20 protein-coding genes and 1 tRNA gene are annotated in these 25,755 nt (G+C 55.6%); 11 read left to right on the top strand and 10 right to left on the bottom strand.

Annotated features, from left to right (window positions below):
* Positions 1–106: 106 nt before the first annotated feature.
* Complete coding sequence (locus PGR79_RS07330) at positions 107–1,447, bottom strand: carbohydrate porin (protein ID WP_430921359.1); 1,341 nt, start codon at positions 1,445–1,447, stop codon at positions 107–109.
* 122 nt (positions 1,448–1,569) lie between these two features.
* A complete protein-coding gene (locus PGR79_RS07325; protein ID WP_113373085.1) occupies positions 1,570–2,967 on the bottom strand; it encodes an MFS transporter in 1,398 nt (465 codons plus the stop codon).
* A 437-nt stretch (positions 2,968–3,404) separates the two neighbouring features.
* Here PGR79_RS07325 and PGR79_RS07320 point away from each other — a divergent pair, with 437 nt between their 5' ends.
* The 4 genes from PGR79_RS07320 to PGR79_RS07305 all read left to right on the top strand — a co-directional run bounded on the left by PGR79_RS07320 (position 3,405) and on the right by PGR79_RS07305 (position 7,749).
* Positions 3,405–4,436 (top strand): LacI family DNA-binding transcriptional regulator, encoded by a 1,032-nt coding sequence (locus tag PGR79_RS07320; protein ID WP_113373149.1) that lies wholly within the window; start codon positions 3,405–3,407, stop codon positions 4,434–4,436.
* A gap of 250 nt (positions 4,437–4,686) precedes the next feature.
* Entirely contained in the window at positions 4,687–5,616 is a 930-nt protein-coding gene (locus PGR79_RS07315; protein ID WP_032709182.1) for a dihydrodipicolinate synthase family protein, read from the top strand.
* Positions 5,617–5,801: 185 nt separating this feature from the next.
* Positions 5,802–7,088, top strand: a complete 1,287-nt coding sequence (locus tag PGR79_RS07310) for an anaerobic C4-dicarboxylate transporter family protein (protein WP_430921357.1) — start codon at positions 5,802–5,804, stop codon at positions 7,086–7,088.
* Positions 7,089–7,449: 361 nt separating this feature from the next.
* A complete protein-coding gene (locus tag PGR79_RS07305; protein ID WP_113373083.1) occupies positions 7,450–7,749 on the top strand; it encodes a DUF1889 family protein in 300 nt (99 codons plus the stop codon).
* A gap of 164 nt (positions 7,750–7,913) precedes the next feature.
* On the opposite strand, the gene PGR79_RS07300 is transcribed toward PGR79_RS07305, so the two are convergent.
* Positions 7,914–7,989: transfer RNA gene (locus PGR79_RS07300), tRNA-Ile, on the bottom strand.
* 125 nt (positions 7,990–8,114) lie between these two features.
* Here PGR79_RS07300 and mug point away from each other — a divergent pair.
* Positions 8,115–8,621, top strand: a complete 507-nt coding sequence (gene mug, locus PGR79_RS07295) for a G/U mismatch-specific DNA glycosylase (RefSeq protein ID WP_047065600.1) — start codon at positions 8,115–8,117, stop codon at positions 8,619–8,621.
* A 70-nt stretch (positions 8,622–8,691) separates the two neighbouring features.
* Here mug and rpoD read toward each other — a convergent pair whose 3' ends face one another.
* From rpoD to rpsU, 3 genes are all read right to left on the bottom strand, one after another.
* On the bottom strand, positions 8,692–10,536 hold the full coding sequence (gene rpoD, locus PGR79_RS07290; protein WP_015369628.1) for an RNA polymerase sigma factor RpoD: 1,845 nt from the start codon (positions 10,534–10,536) through the stop codon (positions 8,692–8,694).
* A gap of 150 nt (positions 10,537–10,686) precedes the next feature.
* A complete protein-coding gene (dnaG, locus tag PGR79_RS07285) occupies positions 10,687–12,432 on the bottom strand; it encodes a DNA primase (protein ID WP_087859834.1) in 1,746 nt (581 codons plus the stop codon).
* 177 nt (positions 12,433–12,609) lie between these two features.
* Positions 12,610–12,825: a 30S ribosomal protein S21 gene (gene rpsU, locus PGR79_RS07280; RefSeq protein WP_001144069.1), complete on the bottom strand. Its 216-nt coding sequence runs from the start codon at positions 12,823–12,825 to the stop codon at positions 12,610–12,612.
* 238 nt (positions 12,826–13,063) lie between these two features.
* On the opposite strand from rpsU, the gene tsaD reads away from it, so the two are divergent.
* Entirely contained in the window at positions 13,064–14,077 is a 1,014-nt protein-coding gene (tsaD, locus tag PGR79_RS07275; protein ID WP_032712539.1) for a tRNA (adenosine(37)-N6)-threonylcarbamoyltransferase complex transferase subunit TsaD, read from the top strand.
* Between the two features lie 46 nt (positions 14,078–14,123).
* On the opposite strand, the gene PGR79_RS07270 is transcribed toward tsaD, so the two are convergent.
* Together PGR79_RS07270 and plsY are read right to left on the bottom strand one after the other, a co-directional pair.
* A complete protein-coding gene (locus tag PGR79_RS07270) occupies positions 14,124–15,593 on the bottom strand; it encodes an MFS transporter (RefSeq protein WP_113373081.1) in 1,470 nt (489 codons plus the stop codon).
* Between the two features lie 213 nt (positions 15,594–15,806).
* A complete protein-coding gene (gene plsY / locus PGR79_RS07265; protein WP_015703522.1) occupies positions 15,807–16,427 on the bottom strand; it encodes a glycerol-3-phosphate 1-O-acyltransferase PlsY in 621 nt (206 codons plus the stop codon).
* A 233-nt stretch (positions 16,428–16,660) separates the two neighbouring features.
* On the opposite strand from plsY, the gene folB reads away from it, so the two are divergent.
* Together folB and bacA are read left to right on the top strand one after the other, a co-directional pair.
* Positions 16,661–17,044, top strand: coding sequence for a bifunctional dihydroneopterin aldolase/7,8-dihydroneopterin epimerase (gene folB, locus PGR79_RS07260; protein WP_020077905.1), 384 nt, complete (start codon positions 16,661–16,663; stop codon positions 17,042–17,044).
* Positions 17,045–17,113: 69 nt separating this feature from the next.
* Positions 17,114–17,935, top strand: coding sequence for an undecaprenyl-diphosphate phosphatase (bacA, locus tag PGR79_RS07255; protein ID WP_087859832.1), 822 nt, complete (start codon positions 17,114–17,116; stop codon positions 17,933–17,935).
* A gap of 11 nt (positions 17,936–17,946) precedes the next feature.
* Here bacA and PGR79_RS07250 read toward each other — a convergent pair whose 3' ends face one another.
* The gene (locus tag PGR79_RS07250; RefSeq protein ID WP_430921354.1) at positions 17,947–19,188 is read right to left on the bottom strand and encodes a multifunctional CCA addition/repair protein; all 1,242 of its coding nucleotides are present in this window, start codon (positions 19,186–19,188) and stop codon (positions 17,947–17,949) included.
* A 61-nt stretch (positions 19,189–19,249) separates the two neighbouring features.
* Positions 19,250–19,870 carry a TIGR04211 family SH3 domain-containing protein gene (locus tag PGR79_RS07245; RefSeq protein ID WP_087859830.1) on the bottom strand — a complete coding sequence of 207 codons (621 nt, stop codon included), beginning with the start codon at positions 19,868–19,870 and terminating at the stop codon, positions 19,250–19,252.
* A gap of 212 nt (positions 19,871–20,082) precedes the next feature.
* Between PGR79_RS07245 and PGR79_RS07240 the strand changes: the two genes are divergently transcribed.
* The 3 genes from PGR79_RS07240 to hldE are packed head-to-tail and all read left to right on the top strand — an operon-like array spanning position 20,083 to position 25,729.
* Positions 20,083–21,378 (top strand): inorganic triphosphatase, encoded by a 1,296-nt coding sequence (locus PGR79_RS07240; protein WP_213793606.1) that lies wholly within the window; start codon positions 20,083–20,085, stop codon positions 21,376–21,378.
* A 21-nt stretch (positions 21,379–21,399) separates the two neighbouring features.
* Positions 21,400–24,237, top strand: a complete 2,838-nt coding sequence (gene glnE, locus PGR79_RS07235; protein ID WP_430921427.1) for a bifunctional [glutamate--ammonia ligase]-adenylyl-L-tyrosine phosphorylase/[glutamate--ammonia-ligase] adenylyltransferase — start codon at positions 21,400–21,402, stop codon at positions 24,235–24,237.
* Positions 24,238–24,295: 58 nt separating this feature from the next.
* Positions 24,296–25,729 carry a bifunctional D-glycero-beta-D-manno-heptose-7-phosphate kinase/D-glycero-beta-D-manno-heptose 1-phosphate adenylyltransferase HldE gene (gene hldE / locus PGR79_RS07230; RefSeq protein WP_015369639.1) on the top strand — a complete coding sequence of 478 codons (1,434 nt, stop codon included), beginning with the start codon at positions 24,296–24,298 and terminating at the stop codon, positions 25,727–25,729.
* The last annotated feature ends 26 nt before the right edge of the window (positions 25,730–25,755 follow it).

The raw sequence follows: 25,755 nt of genomic DNA, 5'->3' as shown, positions 1-25,755 counted from the left end.
AACCATCATTACTTAATCCAGAAAAAAAGCCACTCAGTGGAGTGGCTTAATTGTATGATTTTGTTACTTATATTTTTTATTAGTCAACACGGCGAGGCCTGTTTTATTAAAGTTTGATGGTCACCTGGTTTCCGATAACCCATGCATCTTTAATCTCCTCTATTCCTCCCGGATGGGCGAGTAGCTGGAGATTAGGCCGCAAGGTCAGCCATGGCGTAACGTGAAAGCTATAATGCAGCTCTGCGGCATACTCGCTTTTGCGGACCGGGACATACAAGGGATCATCATAATCATCGATCCCCCGCATCTGGTTCTGGAGCTGCGCTCGACGAGCGACTTTGGCGTTGGCATGCATTTTACTTACGCCGAAGCTGATAAAGTCCTGCGGGCGACTGGCGAAAGGGCCCTTATAAATGATACCGGCCTGGATCTGATAGTCCATTGTCGCCGTATTTTTATCATTTATGGCCAGATGCCCGAAAATGTTGAGGCCATTTTGTCGCTGGCTGCCCGCGTGGGTCAACTGCTGGCTGACATAGAGATAACCTCCGTAACGGCCGCCGTGTCGCCGGGCAGCCTGCCGCGTGAGGACATAGGGATCGCCATTGTCGTCATCCAGTACATCATTGGCGTCCGCTGTGTTGTACCAGCCGCCGATTTTCCAGGTGTCCGGCAGGAATGTGGCGCCTGGAGTGGGCCTATGCCCCAGTTCAACAATATACATGTACCCCAAATGCCCGGTGCCATCGAGCTCGAAACTGCCGTGGCGGGTAGCGTAGTTAGGGTTATATTGAAATCCGCCAGCCTGGATATAAAGCGCCGAACTAAGAGCGTATTTAATGCGGCCACCCCACTGGCCTATGGGAGTGTTATACCAGACGCCGCTACCGTGCCCGGCTAACGAACCGCACAACGACAGGTTTTGAAAAAAACAGCCGCTATTATCAAAGTCCTCTCCTGGCGGCATGAGACCGACCTTGAGATCCCACTTTTTATCCTGCCAGGTTTTTTTAAACCAGAACTGTGCCGCGTGCCATGTTTGTCCCCGACCGTAGTTACTCTGAACACCCGAGCCGATTACCGGAGCGCGCGGGTCCTGGAGACGATCCTGAGTCAAATCTCTCCCGTTACGATCGTTTAGCGACGCTTTAAATTCTCCGTCGTGAATGCCGAAAATCTTCTCCAGATCCATATCGATGCCGAGAATATACTGATCGCTGTAGCGCAGGGTTTTATCGCGATCGTAGCCGCCGGAAATATTCGTGGCGGTCATCGAACTATATTCCAGCGTAAAGTCATAACCACGATGGCGCAGATCCGTGCGCACGCCGCCCCACTCTCCGGTCATGTTTTTTGCTGTGGAAGAAAAAAACGTATCGTTGGCCAACGCCAGGAAAGGGTGTAGTAAAGCCAGCAGCATCGTGCCGCTTTGAATCAGTTTGTTCATATTTTTCACCGCCTGTTGATGATCCAGGTCTATGAATTTTTTCGATAAGACGCAGTTGAATCAGCCTGGTGCGTCGTTTTCTTGCCAGAGGCGGCCCCGCATCTCCCGGAGCCACGGAGCATTTATGGCGATAGCTCTTCTAACGATTTTCCTTTGGTTTCAATGGCAAAAAACCAGGTAATTAAGCCGCCAATCAGCGCAATAACCGCGAAAGTGATAAACACAAAACGGATCCCGAAGCCTCCGACGATAAAACCCACCATCAGTGGGCCAATGGATGAGCCCGCGCGCAGCCATGCGCTGGAATATGCGGTGCCAATGGCGCGTAGTCGGGTGGGATATAGTTCTGCCGCGTATAGATAAAGCGAGAAAGCGATGGTCTGCAAAATGGCGTAGGTCAGGCTTCCCAGAATCAGAATTTCAACGGCAGACTTTGCGCCCAGAATAGAAAGCGTAATCAGCGGAACAATCGCCAGTAAAAAAGCCCATGTGTACCAGCGCTTACGCCCGACGCGGTCGATCAACAGGGCGCAAATCACTGAAGCCACGACGCCGCAGGAAGAGGTGATCCAGCCGTAGGCCAGACTGGTATCGAGAGAGAGGTTAAACCAGGTTTTATAGAGGGTTGGAAACCAGGTGATCATGCCGTTGTTGACGCTATAAACCGTCAGCCACAGTCCCCACAGCATAAAGGTTCGGGATTTATAGATCCCGCCAAACAGGGCTTTTACGCCTTCCGGAGCCGATTTTTGCACCTTAGGGGTTTTTATTTCAGGCTCGGGTAACGTCATGCCGCGCCTGATGACCTCTGATTCCAGCGTAGATACGATATTATCCGCTTCCTTTAGTCTACCTTTTGCGGCCAGCCAGCGTGGTGATTCCGGCATTAACCAGCGCAGGGGAACGGTCAACGCGGAAGGAACTAAGCCAATTAAAAACATGACTTTCCAACCATAGATGGGCACCAGAAAATACCCCACCAACCCGGCAAACATCATGCCAATGGGGAAAATCACCTCATACAACAAAAAGAAACGCCCTCGCTTTTTTGCCCCGACAAATTCATTGATATAGGCGCTGGCAACGGGAACCTCCGCACCGATTCCCACTCCCTGCAAAAAGCGAATAATAAGAATGGACCAACCGTTCCACGCAAAAAGACAGGCCGCATCCATCAGTACAAACAGAATGATGGTGATACGTAATACGCCGATACGACCTATTTTTTCCGCCAGCGAACCAAAAAATAGCGCGCCGCATAGTTGGCCCACATAACTGGCCGCAATAATAAGACCGACAAACGTCGGCGTTAAACCCCACTCCTGGGTAAGCTGCGGGAGCGCAAAAGCGATAGCGATAATGGTATAGGCATCGAAAAAGGTCGATAAGCCGACGATAACGCGGATAGCCTTTAGCCGTCGGGTGATAGGGAGGCGTTCCAGCCTTGCCAGCAGCACGTCTGGTGTTGACGTCGTTCCGCTGGCAACGGCGTAATCTGAAGCAATGGCCTGAGTTGACATAGTATTACCCTGTTAAACGTTGTCTGGGGCATACACGTAAGGTTCTGAATAACCACAGGGCAACGAACCCTTATTCATAGACGTGCTGCATATAATGCTGTCTTGATTAGTTTGTGGTAACGTTACTGCAATCGATTTCACATTCAGCTAATCCTTTGCTGGATTTGGCGCTAAGTCAATTACGCTCGTTGTATAAATGTCGAGCAGTTCACAATCTGAATAAACTCACGAGCAAAAAAGCGAAGTGACGAATACAGGTTAAAACGAATAAGAAATGTGAATTAACGGCCCGTCGAATGAACCCGGCAAAGTTAAGTACCATTCCTTTTGTCCGGGCGAGGTTTGACGTAAGATCCTTTCACCCCACGGTTTGCACGATGGTATCCCTTGCACGGGCAACACGGATTTTTACCCGCATTGATGAGTTGGAGCAGCAGATGGATCAAGAAAGTGAACTGAACGATTTTCCGGAAAAAAAGCTGGTGACAATGCGGGACGTTGCTCGCGCTGCGGGCGTGAGCGTCTCGACCGTTTCGCGCGTACTCGATGAAAGATTACCCACCTCGCGCAGCGCCTCGGCAGATAAAATTCGCCAGGTGGCCCGAGAGCTGGGCTACCGTCGGGACTATGTTGCTTCCAGCCTGCGCCGTGGCGATACCGGAACGCTTGGCGTCCTGGTTCCGAGGCTGACCGATGCCGTCACGGCGATGCTTTTCGAAGAGATAGCCAGGGCTGCGGCGAGGAGAGGGTATTTCGCGATCGTGGCGACCTGCGGAGATAGCAAGGAGCAGGAGAAGAACGCCGTTGAATCGCTGCTGGATCGTCGTGTGGATGGGTTGATTATGTCAACCTGCCGGCTGGACGATCCTTTGCCGCAAGCCCTGCGTGAACGGGATGTGCCCCATGTTCTGGCGCTGCGTACCGATGGGTTTAGTCCTTCATCGGTCGGGGACGATGACCTTGGCGGCTATCTGGCAACCCGACACCTGATAGATTTAGGCCACCGTGATATTGGTCTGATCGGCGGTCCCGATTTTGCCTCCAATGCGCTTAACCGGCGTAAGGGCTTTGAGCGGGCAATGCAGGAGGCCGGGCTCAGGATCGAAGCGGAATGGTGCTGCCATTCTGATTTTAATATCGCCTCTGGAGAGCAGCAGGGAATGAAAATTCTCAGCCAGCCCCATCGCCCGAGTGCGCTGTTTGCCGTCAATGACGAGTTGGCGATTGGCGTGCTCGCTGCCGCCCATCAGCAAGGGCTGGTGATTGGTGAGGATCTGTCTCTGGTGGGATACAATGATATTCCTCTGGTGAGCAGGCTGCCCGTAGCCCTGACTTCGGTTAGAACGCCACTGGAGCATATCGCCAGTAATGCGGTAGATATGTTATTGAATCCAGAGGTAAATAATAATATGCGGATTACCACGCCTTCCCTTATTCCTCGTAAGTCTACCTCGTCCCCACGTCACTAATCCGTCGGCGATCCTCCTGGCTTTCCTGGTGAAAGCGGGGAGGAATGAATTTTGTATAACGGATCTCATCCCGGATGCGGAATGCTGTTTAGTTTGTGATCTGCGTTGCATTTTTAACCAATTCGGCGTTGACGGTTTTATTTTTGCGGTTCAATGTCAACTGCGTGAAAACGATTGCAGAAACGATTTCATGTCCGTTTCAAACGATTGCTAACCTGCAAATATACGCTTACTCATCAAGGGGATACTTATGATTAACATCGATCTCAGAGGTTTGACTCCGGCTCCGGTTACACCCTTCACTCGCGAGGGGCGGGTAGATTATGATGCCATCCAGCGCCTCGGTAGCTGGCTGGGCAGCATCGACGGCGTAAAAGGTCTGGTGGTTCTGGGACACGCAGGGGAAGGGACTTTTCTCACTCAGGAAGAGCAGGCGAATGTGATCCGCGCATTTGTGAAGTCGGTAGATGGCAAGCTTCCAATTATTGCCGGTATCACCGGAGAAGGGACGGAAGTCGCTGCGCTGGAGGCCAAGCGTGCTGTTGCCGCCGGCGCATCCGCTGGTTTGCTGTATCCTTCTCACGGCTGGTTGCGTTTTGGCTATCAGGACGGCGCGCCTCAGGATCGTTACCGCGTGGTTTATGAAGAAAGCGGCCTGCCGCTGATTCTTTTCCAGTATCCGGATGTCACTAAAGCCACTTACAATCTGCAAACGTTATTGGATATTTCCGCACAGCCTGGCGTATTCGCCATGAAGAATGGCGTGCGTAATATGCGCCGCTGGGATACTGAAATTCCGGTTATTCGCCGCGAGCGTCCGGATCTGCAAATTTTAAGCTGCCACGATGAATATCTGCTGCACACCGCGTTTGATGTCGATGGCTTCCTGGTTGGCTACGGTAATATCGCGCCTGAACCATTAATTGAAATGATTAAGGCGGGTAAAGCGGGTGATTATGTGAAAGCGCGTGAGCTGCACGATCGACTGCTGCCGGTGACCAAAAGCGTATACCACCGCGGTTCTCATATGGAAGGTACCGTGGCGCTGAAACATGCGTTAGTCGCGCGCGGGATCCTTGAGCATGCCACCGTCCGCTCTCCGCTTTTGCCGCTCGAAAAAGGGGCTGAAAAAGAGATCCACGATGCCATGCGCGCTGCTGAGCTGGGCCTCGTTCGTTAATTTATGCTGAGTCTGTTGTTAATCCGCAATGCAGAAAGATGTCTTGCTGTATTGCGGATATCGGCGCGTTCAGCGCGAGCTCTCCGGGAGATGTCATCCTGATCGGCACACCCGGCTACCAGAACTAGCAGGTCATTTCATTATGTAAAGGGTTAATGCCGGACAGGGAGCCGTGGAGGCAAATTATGGTATTAGTTCAGTTTCTGGTCGTGCTGCTGTTTCTTTATATCGGCATGCGGGTTGGCGGTATCGGCGTAGGTTTTGCCGGCGGCGCTGGCGTGATTGTCCTCAGCGCGCTCGGCGCCACGCCGGGGGATATGCCGATGCTGGTTATCGTGTTTATCATGGTGGTGATTGTGGCGATTGCGGCCATGCAGGAGGCCGGCGGTATCGAATATCTGGTTGACCTCACCGAGCGCCTGCTGCGCCGCTATCCGCGATTGTTAGTCATCACCGCGCCGCTTTCCACCTGGCTATTAACCATGATGGCCAGCACCGGACAGGTCTCTTTTGCCTGTATGCCGGTGATTGTCGGCGTGGCGAAAGAGAACAATATAAAACCTACCCGGGCGCTCGCTCTCTCCGTCAGCGCCTCTTTACTTGGCATTGTGGCATCGCCCATTTCCGCAGCGGTGATTTTCTTTTCGGGGATTCTGGAAAAGAGCCATTCTGGCTGGGGCTATATTGAGCTTATTGCGGTATCCATCCCTTCCACCTTTCTTGCGTTACTGGTCACCTCCGTGTTTTACCTGTGCTGGGACAGAATTCGCCAGCAGGATAGGCTCTATGACAATCCGGTGCAGGTGAAGGCACGGACTGAGCGGGAGATCCCGACTTATGCCGCTCGTTCGGTGCTGATCTTTATCGTCGGGCTGGTGGTGCTGTGCTATGCGATTGTCACCAGCCCCAAATTAGGGCTGATTACCGATCCGGTCATGAGCAGCGGGCAGGCGCGGGTAGGGGTGATGTTGGGCGTTGCGTTGCTGATTCTGGTGAGTTGCCGGGTTAACGTACAAAAGGTCCCGTCCGGCTCGGTATTTAAAACCGGGATGACCTCCTGTATCTGTATACTCGGCGTCGCCTGGCTGGGGTCAACCTTTATGGATAGCAATCAGCAGTGGTTGCAAAGTACGCTCTCGTCACACTTCCTGGAGTCACCCATTATGCTGGCCATTATTATTATGGCGGCGTCATGTTTCCTGTATTCTCAGGCGGCTTCAACAAAAATTTTATTTCCCGCCGCGCTGAGTATGGGCGTTGCCCCCGGTATTCTGGTGGCCTGCTTCCCGGCTACCGCTTCGCTTTTTATTTTACCAAACTATCCGACGTTACTGGCGGCGGTGGAACTGGATGTTACCGGCTCGACTAAACTGGGGCGGCATATTATCGATCATCCTTTTCTGCTGCCTGGCCTGGCATCGGTGCTGCTTTCTATTCTTTTCGCAGCCGGGCTGGCTTTTTTGATTCAGTGAATGATACGAGCAGTGGCAAAGTGATACAGGCGGACGACTGAGCAAAAAGGAGTTAGATGATTTAACTCCTTTTTTAATTGTCACCCCATCATCACCTTCTGGGGACATGAAAATGGCTGGCTTTGTCGGGTTTATGGCGCTGGCTTACGTAGTCGCCTCAGAAGGGCATCGCCAGCAATGTATATCCAGAATCACGCTTTGCATAATGTTAACTACCGTGCTGATTGCCCGGCAGAAAAATATAGCCATTTGTACATAGCTCACATTTGAACAATTAAATGGATAAACCTTTTGATACTTAAGCAAAATATAGTCCATATTAAAGCCTTGTACCGAACGTGGATATTTTAAGGATAAGAATATGTCAGCAGTAATTGATAAAGCACTGGATTTTATTAATGGCATGAACACGTCATCTTCAGCACCGCACACCATGGATGAAAGTACGGCTAAAGGCATTTTCAAGTATCTTAATGAGTTAGGAGCTCCGGCCAGCGCGGCTGATGTGTGTGCCCGGGGCACTCAAGAGGGCTGGGATCCCGAATTTACTAAAACGTTAGCTGGATGGGCGGAACGAATTGAGTCCGGCGAGCGTATAGTTATTAAGAATCCTGAGTACTTTTCTTCATACATGCGCGAGGAACTGCGGGCTCTGGTATAAGATGAACTCTGCTCAACCGTGAGCGGACTGGAATGCGTTGCGCTTTCGCTATATTGCAAGCTTCTAACCCGGCGCGTTTATACTCCGCAGTACTTGCCTGCCGTATTCTGTAGGTATCCTGGAAAAGACTAAGGGCATACGAGTAATCGTAAGCCCTTGATATTTGGTGGCCCCTGTTGGGTTTGAACCAACGACCAAGCGATTATGAGTCGCCTGCTCTAACCACTGAGCTAAGGGGCCGTGGCGAGGGATTATAATGTAACTGCACGCTGCAATCCAGCGTAAAGCGCTCGGCTGCTGTTTTTATAAACAATGCATTTTCAATCCTTTATAATCAGCTTTTTAGTCATTCAGCCGGAGAAATTATGATTAGCGATATCCTGGCGCCGGGGCTACGGGTGGTCTTTTGCGGCATCAATCCGGGGAAGTCCTCCGCGCATACGGGGTTTCATTTTGCCCATCCCGGAAATCGATTCTGGAAGGTCATTCACCAGGCGGGGTTCACCGAGCGGCAGCTGAAGCCGGAAGAGGAGCAGCATCTGCTGGATACCGGCTGCGGTATCACCATGCTGGTTGAGCGGCCGACGGTGCAGGCCAGCGAGGTTGCCCTGTTGGAACTGCGCAATGGCGCGCAGGAGCTAATAAGCAAAATCCAGGACTATCAGCCGCAGGCGCTGGCGGTGCTCGGCAAGCAGGCCTTTGAGCAGGCATTCAGAGTGCGTGGCGCGAAGTGGGGACGTCAGGAAGCGACCATCGGTGAAACTGAAATCTGGGTGCTGCCCAATCCCAGCGGTTTAAACCGGGCGACGCTGGACAAGCTGGTTGAAGCCTATCGCGAACTGGATGAGGCGCTGGCGGGACGAGGGCGGTGATGGCGCCCGAATCGCAGGCATAAAAAAAGCTCCCCGCGGGGAGCTTTTTACTCTCTTTGCAGCGCGACGATTAATCGTCGAGGAAGCTACGCAGCACTTCAGAACGGCTTGGGTGGCGCAGTTTACGCAGCGCCTTCGCTTCGATCTGACGAATACGTTCGCGGGTAACGTCGAACTGTTTACCCACTTCTTCCAGCGTGTGGTCGGTGTTCATGTCGATACCGAAACGCATACGCAGCACTTTCGCTTCACGAGCGGTAAGGCCCGCCAGCACGTCGTGCGTTGCCGCACGCAGGCTCTCGGTGGTCGCAGAATCCAGCGGCAGCTCGAGGGTGGTATCCTCGATGAAGTCACCCAGATGCGAATCTTCATCGTCGCCGATCGGCGTTTCCATGGAGATTGGCTCTTTGGCGATTTTCAGCACCTTACGGATTTTGTCTTCCGGCATCAGCATGCGTTCAGCCAGTTCTTCCGGCGTCGGCTCGCGGCCCATTTCCTGCAGCATCTGGCGGGAGATACGGTTGAGCTTGTTGATAGTCTCAATCATATGCACCGGAATACGGATGGTGCGCGCCTGATCCGCGATGGAGCGGGTGATAGCCTGACGGATCCACCAGGTCGCATAGGTGGAGAACTTGTAACCACGACGGTATTCAAACTTATCTACCGCTTTCATCAGACCGATGTTGCCTTCCTGAATCAGGTCGAGGAACTGCAGACCGCGGTTGGTGTATTTCTTGGCGATAGAAATAACCAGACGTAAGTTCGCTTCAACCATCTCTTTCTTCGCACGGCGGGCTTTCGCTTCGCCGATGGACATGCGACGGTTGATATCTTTAACCTGCTCGATGGTCAGGCCGGTTTCTTCTTCAATTTGCTGCAGTTTCTGCAGGCCGCGCTGAACGTCTTCTTTAACGTCATGCAGCTTCTCGGACCACGGCTTGTTCATCGCCACGGCGGCGTTGAACCAGGTTTCGCTGGTTTCGTTGCCGGTGAACAGGGTGATGAAGTTTTTCTTCGGCATTTTGCACTGTTCAACGCACAGCTTCATGATGATACGTTCTTGAGTACGAACGCGATCCATCATGCTGCGCATGCTGTTGACCAGGTAATCGAACTGTTTCGGCACCAGACGGAACTGTTTGAAGACCTCGGACAGCTTGAGGATCTCTTCCTGCGCGGCGGCGTGGCTGCGGCCTTTCGCTTTGATGGTGTCGCGAGTCAGCTCGTACTGGGTGCGCAGCTCGGCGAATTTCTCGCGGGCCAGCTCCGGATCGATGCTGTTATCGTCATCGCTGTTGTCGTCGTCGTCATCTTCTTCTTCATCTTCGTCGTCGTCCATCTCTTCCTGAGACAGCTCGGAACCGACGTGAGTGGCGGTCGGCGCCATATCTTCTTCAGCGTTCGGATCGACGAAGCCGGTAATCAGGTCAGACAGGCGAGCTTCTTCAGCTTCGACGCGGTCGTACTGTTCCAGCAGATAGGTGATGGCTTCCGGATATTCCGCAACGGAGCACTGGACCTGGTTGATCCCGTCTTCGATGCGTTTAGCGATGTCGATTTCGCCTTCGCGGGTCAGCAGTTCAACGGTACCCATTTCGCGCATGTACATGCGCACCGGGTCGGTCGTACGGCCAATTTCAGATTCAACGCTCGACAGCACCTGGGCCGCCGCTTCTTCCGCGTCTTCATCGGTATTATTGGAGGTTTCAGCAAGCAGCAGATCATCGGCATCCGGTGCTTCTTCCATCACCTGAATACCCATGTCGTTGATCATTTGGATGATGTCTTCGATCTGATCGGAGTCGACGATATCTTCCGGCAGATGGTCATTGACCTCGGCATAGGTCAGATAGCCTTGCTCCTTACCACGTTGGACAAGAAGCTTCAGCTGTGACTGCGGGTTTTGCTCCATAAGACGGTATCCACACTTAATTCGTTTGATTGGTGCAGGCAGACGAACTGCCAACATTTAAAGCGAGGGCGTACTTATATTATTGCCGCTGCGCCTCAGCGCGGCTGTCGGGGGCTTCCCGAGCGATATTCGGCACTTAAGCCGTTAAATTCATTTTTTGGCCAGTTCCTGGCTGATAGTCCAGAGTTCCCGGCGCTCCTCACTGCTTAAACCATGTGTGCGATCGCGAGCTATCAACTCTTCTTGTCGCAGTTCCAGCAGTGAGTCAAACATATGGTTGAGCGAGTCGGTGAAGGTTTGTTCAGCGATATCCTTATCTGCTATATCGTCCCACATCGACAGTTTTTCAAGGGTTGCCGCTTCATTTGTCCCGCGATACTGCTCTAAAAGTTGCCCGGTGGTCAGACCTGGCTGCGCCAGACACGTATTGACCAGTTCGCTGAATAAACCAAGCCCTGGCATCTTTTGCTGATCCAGACCGGCTAAGGGCGGAACCAGCGGCGCCAGATCGGGGTTCTGCACCAGTAACCCTATAAGTATACGCATGGTCGTGCGTTTTAGCTGCGGCGCCGGGCGTTGAGCGCTATTTTCCGCCTGTTTCGGCATTAAACGTTCAAGCTGGGCGTCATCCAGAATGCCCAGTTTGTTGCCCAGCTCCTGACGCAAATAGATGCGCAGCGTTTCGCCCGGCACCTGGGTTATCAGCGGCAGCGCCAGCGTGCTCAGCTGCGCGCGCCCGTCCGGAGTGCTCAGGTCGACCTGCGGCATCAGACTATTGAATAAAAACGTGGAGAGCGGCTGTGCCTGCTCCATCCGCGCTTCAAACGCCTCTTTGCCCTCTTTACGCACCAGCGTATCCGGGTCTTCGCCGTCAGGTAAAAACATAAAGCGTAGCTGGCGGCCATCGGTCATATACGGTAGCGCCGTTTCCAGCGCGCGCCATGCCGCGTCGCGGCCAGCCCGGTCGCCGTCGTAACAGCAGATGACCTGATTGGTCGCCCGGAACAACAGCTGAATGTGGTCGGCGGTCGTCGAGGTGCCCAGCGAGGCCACGGCATAATTAATGCCGTACTGCGCCAGCGCGACGACGTCCATATAGCCTTCGACCACCAGCAGACGCTGAGGTTCGGCGTTATCCTGCTGCGCTTCATACAGGCCGTACAGCTGGCGGCCTTTATGGAAAATATCGGTCTCCGGGGAGTTCAGGTATTTTGGCAGCGCATCGCCCAGCACGCGCCCGCCAAAACCAATCACCCGGCCTCGCTTATCGCGGATCGGGAACATTACCCGTTCGCGGAAGCGGTCGTAACTGCGCCCCTGATCGTTGGTGACCAGCATGCCCGCATCAATAAGCGACTGGCGGTTTTCCTGATTGCCGCCAAAACGTTTTAAAACGTTATCCCAACCAGGGGGAGCGAAGCCTATTGCGAAGCGGGTAATCACCTCGCTGCTTAAGCCGCGTTTTGCCAGATACTGGCGCGCGGGTTCGGCGGCGGGTTGGTTCAGAGACTGTTGGTAAAACGTGTTCAGACCGTCCAGCAGTTGATAAAGATTCTGCCGCTGATGCCGTTCTATCTGGCTCGGTCCATTACCTGCTTCATAGGGCACTTCAAGGTTGTGCATGGCGGCCAGCTCTTCGACGGTTTCGACGAACTCGAGCTTGTCGTAGTTCATCAGGAAGTCGATGGCGTTGCCGTGCGCACCGCAGCCGAAGCAATGGTAAAACTGCTTTTCACCGTTGACGGTGAAGGAGGGGGTTTTTTCGTTATGGAATGGACAACACGCGTGATAATTCTTGCCCTGCTTTTTCAGCTTCACCCGAGCATCGATCAGATCGATGATGTCGGTGCGCGCCAGCAGGTCATTGATAAATACGCGTGGGATTCGTCCAGCCATATGCCCCGTAATCTATACACTGCATCCTGCAAACGGCCTCGATATGTCGCCTGAAGACAGTTTGAACGATCTCGTGTATCTGCTAATGCATAAACGAAAATAAGCCGCGCATTCCTTTCGGAAGCACGGCCTTACAACTACAACTCGGTCTGAATTGAGAGCTTCGCTCTCAACAGATTAGTACAGACGAGTGCGGCGTGCGTTTTCGCGAGCCAGTTTCTTCGCGTGACGTTTCACTGCAGAAGCTTTAGCGCGCTTACGTTCGGTAGTCGGTTTTTCATAGAACTCACGACGACGAACTTCCGCCAGAACACCTGCTTTTTCGCAGGAACGCTTGAAGCGACGCAGAGCTACGTCGAACGGCTCGTTTTCACGTACTTTAATTACCGGCATGTGCCTCTCACCTTTGATTAATTCGGTTTGCCGCTGGCCGCAATGCCAGCTTATTTCAAAATGGTGCGGAATTTTACTGCAACTACTGCTGCTTTGTAAAGCACCGGCGCCTTTTTTGAAAGGGGACTTTTATAAGGGTGAGGAGTATACACGAAGAGAACACCAGGGGTGAGCAAAGTTTTACATCGCCGGTCATTGGTCCTACACTGCGCGGTATTGAAACGAGGTAAAACAACTCATGCGTGTACTGGGAATTGAAACATCCTGCGATGAAACCGGCATCGCCATTTACGACGATAAACAAGGTCTGTTAGCCAACCAGCTGTATAGTCAGGTGAAATTGCACGCCGACTACGGCGGCGTGGTGCCTGAACTGGCGTCGCGCGACCACGTGCGTAAGACCGTTCCGCTGATTCAGGCGGCGCTTAAAGAAGCGGGTCTGACGGCGAAAGATATTGATGCCGTTGCCTATACGGCAGGCCCTGGCCTGGTGGGCGCGCTGCTGGTCGGCGCGACCGTTGGCCGCTCGCTGGCGTTCGCCTGGAACGTGCCGGCGATTCCGGTACACCATATGGAAGGACACCTGCTGGCGCCAATGCTGGAAGATAACCCGCCGGCGTTCCCGTTCGTCGCTCTGCTGGTTTCAGGCGGTCACACCCAGTTGATTAGCGTCACCGGCATTGGTCAGTATGAACTGCTGGGCGAGTCAATCGATGATGCCGCTGGTGAAGCCTTTGATAAGACGGCGAAACTGTTGGGGCTGGATTATCCCGGCGGGCCGATGCTGTCGAAAATGGCGTCTCAGGGCACCGAAGGCCGCTTCGTTTTCCCGCGGCCAATGACCGATCGTCCGGGGCTCGATTTTAGCTTCTCCGGCCTGAAAACCTTCGCCGCTAATACCATTCGTAACAACGGCGACGATGAGCAAACCCGTGCCGATATCGCCCGCGCATTTGAAGACGCGGTGGTCGATACGCTGATGATTAAATGCCGCCGCGCGCTGGAGCAAACCGGCTTTAAGCGTCTGGTGATGGCGGGGGGCGTAAGCGCTAACCGTACGCTGCGCGCGAAGCTGGCGGAAATGATGAGCAAACGCGGCGGCGAAGTGTTTTATGCCCGTCCTGAGTTCTGTACCGATAACGGCGCGATGATCGCTTACGCCGGGATGGTCCGCCTGCAGGGCGGCGCCAATGCCGGACTCGGCGTTACCGTGCGGCCGCGCTGGCCGTTGGCGGAACTGCCGGCCGCCTGATAACCACAAAGAAGCCGCCCATCGAGGCGGCTTTTTTACGCGTGGATTAAGGCTGCTGATAATCCTCGGCGTCGATGTCGTAGCCTGACGGCTCCCAGCGTATCGCCAGCAGCGACAATAGCCCAGTCAGCGGCGCCGCGGCGATGATCCAGAAAACGCGGGTATCCAGCGCGGCGACCAGCAGCGGGAAGAGGAATAAAGAAAGCGTTGAGCTGCCGCGCATAAGCGTCTGGTTGAGCCCGACGCCAACGCCGCGCAGCGATGTCGGATAGCTTAACGAGGCGAAGGTCATAGTGTGTGCGCCGGGGCCAAACCCCTGGCCGAAAAGGAACAGCGCCAGCATCGCCACGGCGGCGACGCCTTCGCCTGCGCCATCAGGGCGACCAATCAGCGCCAGGCCGAGCAGCGCCGTTAGCTGGCAGCCATAACCCGCCAGCGACATCCGCCAGGCGCCGAAGCGCGGTACCAGGCGTACCGCCAGCATCCCTCCTACGAAAGCGAACAGCAAATTCAGCGCCAGCGAAATCAAAATCGTCGTCAACATTGACTGCACGAAGAAGCTGGAGATGATTACCGGCAGACCGAACGCGACGGCGTTATAGGCAAACGAGGAAACCACCGACAGCAGGGTAGAAAGCGTGGTGCGGCGCAGGTAGACGCCGCGGAACAGGCGCAGATAGTTACTCCATTGGGCGCTACGAACTTTGGGCGCCGGTTTTTCCAGCGCGTCCTGGGCAACGTGTGCATTGATGTTGTACGCCTGGCGTAGAATAGACGCAGCTTCACGCAGGTTGCCCTGGTTGGCGGCCCACACCGGCGATTCGCTCATGTAGCGGCTACGGATAGCGATAATCACCAGCGCCGGGATGGCGCCAAAACCAAGAATAATCCGCCATAGCCAGTCGCTATGGCTTTCCGGCAAGACGGCATAGAAAAAGAGTACCAGCAGATATGAAATGCTGATTGCCGCGTACCATGTGGGGCACCACATCGCCACGCTGGCCGCCTTGTTGCCGGGCCCTTTGAGCCTCGCGAATTCGCTGAGAAACGCCATCGCCACCGGCAGGTCGATCCCGACGCCGAGGCCCATCACGAAGCGCGCGCCAGTAAGGACGTATTCATTCGGCGCCAGCGCGCAGGCGATTGCCGCTACCACGAAGAACAGCATATCCGCCATAAACACGCGATAGCGGCCAATTTTGTCCGTCAAGTAACCGCCGAGCAGCGCGCCAACGATAGCGCCGAAGGTGATGGCCGAGGCGACCATCCCGGTACCGGCAGGCGTCAGGTTGAATTCCCGGGTAATATCTTTCAGGCCGAAGGCCAGCGAGCCAAGATCGTAGGCATCAAGGAAAATACCGCCGAGGGCGATTCCCATGACGATACGCGCGTTATTGCGCCCGCTGCTGCCTTCATTGATGAGGCGCGAGACGTCCGCCGCGCTGCCGATCCATTTTACTTCCCCGCCGGGCGACGCAGAGGTTGCCGCTGGCGTCGCGTTAATTACATCAGTCATGGTGTTGTGCTTTTTTCTCTTATAAAGATCTTCAGAGTAAACAGCGACGCGGGGACGAAAAAATCACTTTTGGTTATAACTCATAACTAAGTCATTGTAGTGAAAGGATTATCTTTGGTTTTCTCTTTTGCCGCTATGATTGGCTAAAAAAGTGGGAAATAGAATGCGTTTGTGGGGGCAAAGAAGCCCGGCACAGGCGGCCGGGCGTGGAGATTATTTCTGCTCTGGCGTTTTTTTCTTCTTCTTAAAGCGTGACCAGATTTTCGTTTCCTGACGGCGCCACAGGCGCTGGATGTTGTCGTGATGGCGCAGCAGGATCAGGCAGGAGAGCATGGAGACCGGAAAGGTGTACTGCGGCTTGAACCACCAGACGTAGAAAGGGGCGACCAGCGCGCTGACGATAGCGCCCAGCGAGGAATACCCGCTGAGCAGAATAGTCAGCAGCCAGGTGCCAGCCATCACGCCGGTGAGATCCCAGCCGATGGGCGCGATAGCGCCAAATGCGGTTGCCACGCCTTTGCCGCCGCGGAAATTAAAGAACACCGGCCAGATATGGCCGACGCAGGCGGCGATCGCCACCAGCCCGAGCCAGAATGGCGTCAAGCCGAGCGCCCAGGCGCCCCAAACCGGCAGCATCCCTTTCAGGACATCAAAAATTAATACCGTTACGGCTGCTCCCTTGCCGCCAATTCGGAGTACGTTCGTCGCCCCAGGGTTGCCGGAACCGCTATCGCGAGGGTCGGGCAAACCAGCAAGACGGCATACCAGAATGGCGCTGGAAATTGAGCCGCAGAGGTAGGCGAGGATAACTAGTCCAGGCGCGATTGCACTCATCAGCTGTTCCATTTTGAAAATGTCGTTAGAACCCCACCCATTTTCGTGTTAACAGTTTGTTGGCTTTCTTTGCGCGATAGGTTACATAGTGATGCTGCTATGTTCCCGAAATCTTGCCGCGTCGCCGCTGTCAGGACACGTGAATTCTTTAGGGGATGTCTTTGCATCTGTGGATAATACGCATAATTCGCCGGAAGTGGTATCCGGTTTAGCCAAAAAGCAGGCAGGTCGTGATGGATATTGTATTTATAGAGCAACTTTCGGTAATCACCACTATCGGTGTTTACGACTGGGAACAGACCATCGAACAGAAGTTAGTGTTCGATATCGAAATGGCGTGGGATAACCGCAAAGCTGCCGCCAGCGACGATGTGAGCGATTGCCTGAGCTATGCTGATATCAGCGAGTTGGTTATCAACCACGTCGAGGGCGGGCGTTTTGCGCTGGTCGAGCGGGTGGCGGAAGAGATAGCCGATCTCCTGCTGCAAAAATTTAATTCTCCGTGGGTGCGGATTAAAGTCAGCAAGCCTGGCGCGGTGGCTCGTGCGGCCAACGTTGGCGTAATCATTGAACGTGGCAGTAATCTGAAACAAAACGTTTCTCGTCATAATGTTTAAACAAATTTGTTTTATACCGGTCTTAGTGCCTGGATTTTAATTTTACTTTTTCTTTTAAGGGTTTATTGAATGGGCGATTTACACTCGCTGCTGATAGCGGCAATTTTGGGTGTGGTTGAAGGGTTGACGGAGTTTTTACCGGTTTCCAGTACGGGACATATGATTATTGTTGGTCATCTCCTTGGCTTTGAAGGGGATACCGCCAATACTTTTGAAGTCGTAATTCAATTAGGATCTATTCTCGCGGTCGTCGTGGTGTTCTGGCGTCGACTGTTTGGCCTGATCGGCATTCATTTTGGCCGCCCGCCGGTGCATGAAGGCGAAGGCAGCGGGCGTCTGTCGTTGATTCATATCCTGTTAGGCATGATCCCGGCGGTGGTGCTGGGGCTGGTGTTCCATGACCTGATTAAATCGCTGTTTAACCCGGTTAACGTGATGTACGCGCTGATTGTCGGCGGTTTCCTGCTGATCGCGGCGGAACTGTTCAAACCGAAACAACCGCGCGCGGTGGGGATTGACGATATGACCTATCGTCAGGCGTTCGCCATCGGCTGCTTCCAGTGTCTGGCGCTGTGGCCGGGCTTCTCTCGCTCCGGGGCGACCATTTCCGGCGGTATGCTGATGGGCGTTAGCCGCTATGCGGCATCGGAGTTCTCTTTCCTGCTGGCGGTGCCGATGATGATGGGCGCCACCGTGCTGGACGTCTACAAGAGCATCGGCTTTCTTAACGCCGGGGATATTCCGATGTTCGCCGTCGGTTTTATCATGGCGTTCATCGTGGCGCTGATTGCGATTAAAACCTTCCTGCAGCTGATTAAACGTATTTCGTTTATTCCGTTTGCAATCTACCGCTTTATCGTCGCGGCAGCCGTCTACGTGGTCTTCTTCTAAGGCCCTGGCCCTCAGCCTTGCGGCTGGGGGCAACGTTGTTCTTTCCACTGCCCCACGGCCGCAATTCTGCGCCGCGTCAGCTCTTCGCGAATCTCCGGCCCTTTGAAACCTTCCGCTACCACATCTTTAGTGGAGACCGACTGCGCCACTTCCCAGGCTTCAAGCAGCAGGCGCCCCTGCGGATAATCACAGGACTCAAAACCGGTACGCCCACGCACGTCGGCCTCGCTGGTGAGGGCGATTTGCTGTACACGCTGCGGCTTGCGCCAGGCATCGATGCTATCAAACAGCTTCACGATGGTTTTTGGCTGCAGAATCGGCAGGGTGTGGATCAGATCGTGGAATTCGGCGACCAATCTGGCCAGATCGCGGATATCGTTTGGCACCCGCAGGCGCTGGCAAATCTGTTCCACCAGCTTCACTCCCGCCGGGCCGTGGCCGTGGTGGCGCGGCCAGAACTCTTTGGGCGTTAAACCTTTACCAAGATCGTGGCACAGGGTGGCGAAACGGACGTCGATGGCCGGCGATAGCATCGCCGCCATGGTGAGCGTCATCAGGGTGTGTACGCCGGTATCGATTTCCGGATGCCATTTGGCCGGCGCGGGTACGCCATACAGGGCGTCGATTTCCGGGAACAGAACCTTCAGCGCGTGGCAGTCGCGCAGGGTCTGGAAAAAGACCTGCGGGTTACGCGTGCTAAGCGCGTTCTCCGTCTCTTTCCATACCCGCTCCGCGGTTAAATGCGCCAGTTCGCCGGCGTCCGCCATCGCGCGCATCAGCGCCATGGTTTCATCGGCAATGCGAAAACCGAGATGGGCATAGCGTGCGGCAAAACGCGCGACGCGCAGTACGCGTAGCGGATCTTCGCTAAAGGCTGGGGAGACGTGGCGCAGCAGGCGCTGGCGTAAATCGGCCTGGCCGCCATAGGGGTCGTAAATCTGACCGTCAGTGTCCTGAGCCAGCGCGTTAATGGTGAGATCGCGGCGCAGTAGATCTTGCTCAAGGGTGACGTCAGCGGCGGCATAACAGGTGAAACCGGTATAGCCGGAACCGGATTTACGTTCGGTACGCGCGAGGGCGTACTCTTCACGGCTTTGCGGGTGAAGAAACACGGGAAAATCGCGGCCTACCTGCTGGTAGCCCGCGTCGAGCAACTGCTGGGGCGTGGCGCCAACCACCACCCAGTCTCTGTCTTTGACCGGTAGTCCTAATAACGCATCTCGTACCGCACCACCGACCAAATAAATCTTCACGCCTGTTTCTCCCGCATCGACTTTTCGCAAGATGATACGTAAGTCTGGCAGAGAAGACGAATTAGTTCATCCACCGGTCTTTACGCTTGCGGCTTGGTACCAGATGCGGCAGCACCAGGCCAAGGATCAGACCGACGCCAAGCACGCCGCCGCCGTACATAAACCACTGCATGATAATGGTGCGCTGTTTATCATCAAGCTGCAGATTCGCCGCGTTCACCTTCTTCTGAGCGACAACCAGCTCGTTTTTCAGCTTTTGGTTCTCTTCTTTCAGAGCGTTGATCGCGCCATCGCTACCGGCGACTTTTTTCTGCATGTCGGCGGTACGCTGGTTCCAGGTGGCGTCAATATTGTTCAGCTTGTCGGTCAGCGTTTTGACCTGATTTTCCAGATCCGGCACGCGAATGCGCAGGCTGGGCTCGTTGCTCAGCTCTTTCAGCGGGATCCAGGCGGTACGGCCGTTGCTGTCGCGTACCTGCGCGTAATTCGTGCTGTCATTGGTTTGCAGAACGTCGACGGCTTCGCCGGCGTTAATGGTGCCGACCAGACGATAGTTATCGCCAGGACCGCTGCGAACCCAGGTGTTCAGCTCATCGGAAACGTAGCGCTTTTCTTCTGCGTGAACCGCCGTAGCGGCGCTAAGCGCTAGCAATGTAAAGGTAATAAGGCGTAATTTTGGCATCAGGTCATCGTTTGGTCATAAAAAGTTGAACGATAGTAGTGGCATCGCCAGAGCGACGCAAAGTTTTCCGCCACAATCGGAATCATCCAAATGCAGCTGGCAAATGCGCATTGCATGGCGATTCGCCGCAAAATACTATTTACTGACAAAAAATATCGTCATTAGTTCGCCGCATTTTCCCGGCGACGCTTATCAGGTGGAAGAATTCAGCCATGGCTCAAGAAATCGAACTGAAGTTTATCGTTGCCCACGACGGCGTTGAGGCGCTGCGCCAGCATCTCAATACGCTGGACGCGAAGCACACACCGGCAGGTCAACTGCTGAATATTTACTACGAAACCGCCGATAACTGGCTGCGTCGTCACGACATGGGCTTGCGGATCCGCGGCGATCGGGAGCGCTATGAAATGACGCTGAAAATTGCCGGTCGGGTGGTGGGCGGTTTGCATCAGCGTCCGGAATACAATATTCCGCTGGAAAAAGCTGAGCTGGCGCTGGATAAGCTGCCGGCTGAAGTCTGGCCGCAGGGGCAATTGCCGGCAGAACTGGCGCAAAATGTGCAGCCGCTGTTTAGCACTGATTTCCTCCGTGAAAAATGGGTGGTGAAAGAGGGCGATAGCCAGATTGAGATAGCTCTTGACCTTGGCGACGTCAAAGCCGGTGAGCATCAGGAAGCCATTTGCGAACTGGAGCTTGAGCTGTTGAGCGGCGATACCGCCGACATTCTGGCGCTGGCGCGACGTTTACTGGCAACCGGCGTATTGCGCCAGGGCAGCCTGAGTAAAGCGGCGCGTGGCTATCAGCTGGCGCAGGGCAACGAAGCGCGCCCGGTTAAACCGTTAACGGTAGTAGGCGTGGCGGCCAAAGCCAGCGTCGAGCAGGGGCTGGAAGCGGCGCTGGAAAGCGCGCTGGCGCACTGGCTCTATCATGATGAAGTCTGGAACCGGGGCAACGCGGCCGCTAAACGTGAAATCCAGCGGGCGATGGCTCGCGTACGCCATGCGCTGGTGCTGTTTGGCGGCATTGTGCCGCGAAAAGCCACCGTACAGTTGCGTGAATCGCTCACTGAGGCCGAAGCGGCGCTGGACGGAGCGGAGAAAGCCGAAGCGGCGTTGTTCAACCGCGCTACGGTTGGCGCCAAACTGCTGCTGACCGAATGGCTGGTTACCCGCGGTTGGCGTTCGTTCCTCAACGACGCGGGGCAAAAGAAAATCGCCGGTTCGTTCAAACGCTTTGCCGATATTCAGCTGTCGCGAGCCGCGGCGGATCTGAAAAGCAACTTCCAGCAGACGCAGGACGACTATAGCGATCGGCTCACGCGTCTGGCGCGCGAGATCGACAGTATTCAATTGCTTTCCAGCGCCTATGCCGAGGTCGCCGAGGCCTGGCTGGAAAACTGGCAAGAGGTGCGCCGCGCTATCGAGAACAATGACCGCAGCGTCATCGAATATTTCCGTCGTCAGGCGCTGGCCGCGGAACCATTCTGGCTGCATAGTGGAAAACGATAATTTCAGGCCAGGGAGACCCCTATAATGGCGCTTTCTTCGCAGTTACAGCAGCACTGGCAGACGGTTGTAAACCGGCTTCCGGCAGATTTTTCCCTGCAAACGTTAAGTTCGCAGGCGCAGTCGGTGATGACGTTCAGCGAGTTTGCTGAACAGAGTCTGGTCGCTCAGCCGCAGTGGCTGGCTGAACTGGAAAGCGCGCCGCCGCAGGCCGACGAATGGCGCCATTACGGCGACTGGCTGGCGGAACAGCTACAAAACGTGACTGACGAGGCCGCGCTAATGCGCGAGCTACGCCAGTTCCGCCGCCGGATAATGGTGCGTATCGCCTGGGCGCAGGCGCTGCTGCTGGTGAGCGAAGAGAGCAGTTTGCAGCAGCTCAGCGCCCTGGCGGAGACCTTAATCGTCGCCGCCCGCGACTGGCTGTACGCCGCCTGCTGCCGGGAGTGGGGGACGCCGTGCAATGCGCAGGGCGAAGCGCAGCCGCTAATGATCCTGGGCATGGGGAAATTGGGCGGCGGCGAGCTTAACTTCTCTTCCGATATCGACCTGATTTTTGCCTGGCCGGAACACGGCGCCACCCAGGGCGGACGTCGCGAGCTGGATAACGGCCAGTTCTTTACCCGTCTGGGCCAGCGGTTAATCAAAGTACTCGATCAGCCGACGCAGGATGGTTTCGTCTACCGCGTGGATATGCGTCTGCGACCATTTGGCGACAGCGGCCCGCTGGTGTTGAGCTTTGCGGCGCTGGAGGATTATTACCAGGAGCAGGGGCGCGACTGGGAGCGTTACGCGATGGTAAAGGCGCGGATCATGGGCGATAACGACGGCGAGCACGCCAACGAACTGCGCGCCATGCTGCGCCCGTTCGTCTTCCGCCGCTACATCGATTTTAGCGTTATTCAGTCACTGCGTAATATGAAGGGGATGATTGCCCGTGAAGTGCGCCGCCGCGGCCTGACAGACAACATCAAGCTTGGCGCGGGCGGCATCCGCGAAATCGAATTTATCGTTCAGGTTTTCCAGCTGATCCGCGGCGGTCGCGAACCGGCCTTGCAGCAGCGCGCGCTGTTGCCGACGCTGACGGCGATTGACGAGCTGCATTTGTTGCCGGAAGGCGATGCCGCCCAGCTGCGCGAAGCCTACCTGTTCCTGCGCCGTCTCGAAAACCTGCTGCAGAGCATTAACGACGAGCAAACCCAAACTCTGCCGCAGGATGAGCTTAACCGCGCGCGTCTGGCGTGGGGGATGCGCGTCGCCGACTGGCAGACGCTCAGCGCACAGCTGGAAGAGCAGATGCGCCGCGTGCGTCGCGTCTTTAACGAGCTTATCGGCGACGACGAGGCGCAATCGCCGGATGAACAACTGGAAGAGTACTGGCGCGAACTGTGGCAGGACGCGCTGGAAGAAGACGACACTACGCCGGCGCTGGCTCATCTTGACGACAACGATCGGCGCAGCGTGTTGGCGCTGATCGCTGATTTTCGCAAAGAGCTCGACCGGCGCACCATCGGCCCACGCGGGCGGCAGGTACTCGACCAGCTGATGCCGCATCTGCTCAGCGAGGTCTGCTCGCGGGCGGATGCGCCGCTGCCGCTGGCGCGAATCACCCCGTTGCTGACCGGAATCGTCACCCGTACCACCTATCTGGAGCTGCTCAGCGAATTCCCCGGCGCGTTAAAACACCTGATTAGCCTGTGCGCCGCTTCGCCGATGGTTGCCAGCCAGCTGGCGCGCCACCCGCTGCTGCTGGACGAACTGCTGGATCCGAACTCGCTTTATCAACCGACGGCGACCGATGCGTACCGCGACGAGCTGCGCCAGTATTTGCTGCGCGTGCCGGAAGAAGACGAAGAACAGCAGCTGGAAGCGCTGCGTCAGTTTAAACAGGCGCAATTGTTGCACATCGCCGCCGCCGATATTGCCGGCACGCTACCGGTGATGAAAGTGAGCGATCACTTAACCTGGCTTGCCGAGGCGATGATCGATGCGGTAGTTCAGCAGGCGTGGCTACAGATGGTCGCCCGCTACGGCCAGCCGACCCATCTGCGCGACCGTCAGGGGCGCGGTTTTGCGGTAGTGGGTTACGGTAAACTCGGCGGTTGGGAGCTGGGTTATAGTTCCGACCTCGACCTGGTCTTCCTCCACGACTGTCCAATGGAGGTGATGACCGACGGCGAGCGAGAAATCGATGGCCGCCAGTTCTATCTGCGCCTTGCCCAGCGGATCATGCATCTTTTCAGCACCCGCACCTCGTCGGGCATCTTGTATGAAGTGGACGCTCGCTTACGTCCATCCGGCGCGGCGGGCATGCTGGTGACTACCGCCGACGCCTTTGCCGATTATCAGCGCAATGAAGCCTGGACCTGGGAACATCAGGCGCTGGTTCGCGCCCGGGTGGTGTATGGCGACCCGGCGCTGCAGGCGCGCTTCGATGCGATCCGCCGCGATATCCTGACCACTCCGCGTGAAGGCGCGACGCTGCAAACCGAAGTACGTGAGATGCGGGAAAAGATGCGCGCCCATCTCGGCAATAAGCAGCGCGATCGCTTTGATATCAAAGCCGATGCCGGCGGGATCACCGATATTGAATTTATCACCCAGTACCTGGTGCTGCGCTACGCGCATGAAAAGCCGAAGCTGACGCGCTGGTCCGATAATGTGCGTATTCTGGAACTGCTGGCGCAGAACGACATCATGGATGAGGAAGAAGCGCGGGCGCTTACCCATGCCTACACCACGCTACGCGATGCGTTGCACCATCTGGCGCTGCAGGAGCAGCCGGGCCACGTTGCGCCGGATGCCTTTGACGGTGAACGCCAGCAGGTGAGCGCCAGCTGGCAGAAGTGGTTGATGGCTTAATTAACAAATCGGGTGTGCTATTATCGCGCGCAAAGTTTGCATCTCGCAGGAGAGAGTAATGAAAGTAACGCTGCCAGAGTTTGAACGTGCAGGAGTGTTGGTGGTAGGCGATGTGATGCTGGACCGCTACTGGTATGGCCCTACCAGCCGTATTTCCCCGGAAGCCCCGGTGCCGGTGGTGAAGGTGGAAAATATCGAAGAACGCCCTGGCGGCGCGGCTAACGTGGCGATGAACATTGCTTCGCTCGGCGCGACTTCTCGTCTGGTCGGCCTGACCGGTATCGACGATGCCGCACGCGCGCTTAGCAAAGCGCTGGCTGACGTAAAAGTGAAGTGTGATTTCGTTTCGGTACCGACGCATCCGACCATCACCAAACTGCGCGTGCTGTCGCGCAACCAGCAGCTGATCCGCCTCGATTTTGAAGAGGGCTTCTCCGGGGTCGATCCACAGCCGATGCATGAACGTATTCAGCAGGCGCTGGGTTCAATCGGCGCGCTGGTGCTGTCAGACTACGCGAAAGGCGCGCTGGCCAGCGTGCAGACCATGATTAAGCTGGCGCGTGATGCTGGCGTTCCGGTGCTGATTGATCCGAAAGGCACTGAATTTGAACGCTACCGCGGGGCGACGCTGCTGACGCCGAACCTGTCTGAATTCGAAGCGGTCGCCGGAAAGTGTAAGGATGAAGCAGAAATCGTCGAACGCGGGATGAAAATCATCGCCGACTTCGAGCTTTCCGCACTGCTGGTAACGCGCTCCGAGCAGGGTATGACGCTGCTGCAGCCGGGTCGTCCGCCGCTGCATATGCCGACCCAGGCGCAGGAAGTGTATGACGTCACCGGCGCAGGCGACACGGTTATCGGCGTGCTGGCGGCGACGCTGGCGGCGGGCAACACGCTGGAAGAGGCCTGCTATTTCGCTAACGCCGCGGCCGGTGTGGTGGTTGGCAAGCTGGGGACTTCCACCGTTTCGCCAATCGAGCTGGAAAACGCGGTGCGCGGGCGTGCCGATACCGGGTTTGGCGTGATGAGCGAAGAAGAGCTGAAACAGGCGGTTGCCGCGGCGCGTAAGCGTGGCGAAAAAGTGGTGATGACCAACGGCGTCTTTGACATTCTGCACGCGGGCCACGTCTCGTATCTGGCCAATGCGCGCAAGCTGGGCGATCGACTGATCGTCGCCGTCAACAGCGATGCCTCAACCAAACGTCTGAAAGGCGAAACCCGCCCGGTTAACCCGCTGGAACAGCGGATGATCGTGCTGGGTGCGCTGGAAGCTGTCGACTGGGTGGTGTCATTTGAAGAAGATACTCCGCAGCGGCTGATTGCCGGGATCCTGCCGGATCTGCTGGTGAAAGGCGGCGATTACAAGCCGGAGCAAATTGCCGGCAGCGAAGAGGTATGGGCCAACGGCGGCGAAGTGCTGGTGCTCAACTTTGAAGATGGCTGCTCGACAACCAATATTATCAAGAAGATTCAGAAAGATAGCGACAAGTAATCAATACGCTTTACCGCTCTGAACGG

This window comes from Klebsiella sp. 141161 (assembly GCF_050600815.1).
GTDB lineage: Bacteria > Pseudomonadota > Gammaproteobacteria > Enterobacterales > Enterobacteriaceae > Klebsiella > Klebsiella aerogenes.
The sequence above is the reverse complement of the archived record's forward strand: the minus strand, read 5'-3'. Positions and strand labels throughout refer to the sequence as shown.

Coding starts and splice junctions, on each gene's coding strand:
- PGR79_RS07330 (WP_430921359.1), bottom strand. CDS start 1,447: ATGAACAAACTGATTCAAAGCGGCACGATGCTGCTGGCTTTACTACAC.
- PGR79_RS07325 (WP_113373085.1), bottom strand. CDS start 2,967: ATGTCAACTCAGGCCATTGCTTCAGATTACGCCGTTGCCAGCGGAACG.
- PGR79_RS07320 (WP_113373149.1), top strand. CDS start 3,405: ATGGATCAAGAAAGTGAACTGAACGATTTTCCGGAAAAAAAGCTGGTG.
- PGR79_RS07315 (WP_032709182.1), top strand. CDS start 4,687: ATGATTAACATCGATCTCAGAGGTTTGACTCCGGCTCCGGTTACACCC.
- PGR79_RS07310 (WP_430921357.1), top strand. CDS start 5,802: ATGGTATTAGTTCAGTTTCTGGTCGTGCTGCTGTTTCTTTATATCGGC.
- PGR79_RS07305 (WP_113373083.1), top strand. CDS start 7,450: ATGTCAGCAGTAATTGATAAAGCACTGGATTTTATTAATGGCATGAAC.
- mug (WP_047065600.1), top strand. CDS start 8,115: ATGATTAGCGATATCCTGGCGCCGGGGCTACGGGTGGTCTTTTGCGGC.
- rpoD (WP_015369628.1), bottom strand. CDS start 10,536: ATGGAGCAAAACCCGCAGTCACAGCTGAAGCTTCTTGTCCAACGTGGT.
- dnaG (WP_087859834.1), bottom strand. CDS start 12,432: ATGGCTGGACGAATCCCACGCGTATTTATCAATGACCTGCTGGCGCGC.
- rpsU (WP_001144069.1), bottom strand. CDS start 12,825: ATGCCGGTAATTAAAGTACGTGAAAACGAGCCGTTCGACGTAGCTCTG.
- tsaD (WP_032712539.1), top strand. CDS start 13,064: ATGCGTGTACTGGGAATTGAAACATCCTGCGATGAAACCGGCATCGCC.
- PGR79_RS07270 (WP_113373081.1), bottom strand. CDS start 15,593: ATGACTGATGTAATTAACGCGACGCCAGCGGCAACCTCTGCGTCGCCC.
- plsY (WP_015703522.1), bottom strand. CDS start 16,427: ATGAGTGCAATCGCGCCTGGACTAGTTATCCTCGCCTACCTCTGCGGC.
- folB (WP_020077905.1), top strand. CDS start 16,661: ATGGATATTGTATTTATAGAGCAACTTTCGGTAATCACCACTATCGGT.
- bacA (WP_087859832.1), top strand. CDS start 17,114: ATGGGCGATTTACACTCGCTGCTGATAGCGGCAATTTTGGGTGTGGTT.
- PGR79_RS07245 (WP_087859830.1), bottom strand. CDS start 19,870: ATGCCAAAATTACGCCTTATTACCTTTACATTGCTAGCGCTTAGCGCC.
- PGR79_RS07240 (WP_213793606.1), top strand. CDS start 20,083: ATGGCTCAAGAAATCGAACTGAAGTTTATCGTTGCCCACGACGGCGTT.
- hldE (WP_015369639.1), top strand. CDS start 24,296: ATGAAAGTAACGCTGCCAGAGTTTGAACGTGCAGGAGTGTTGGTGGTA.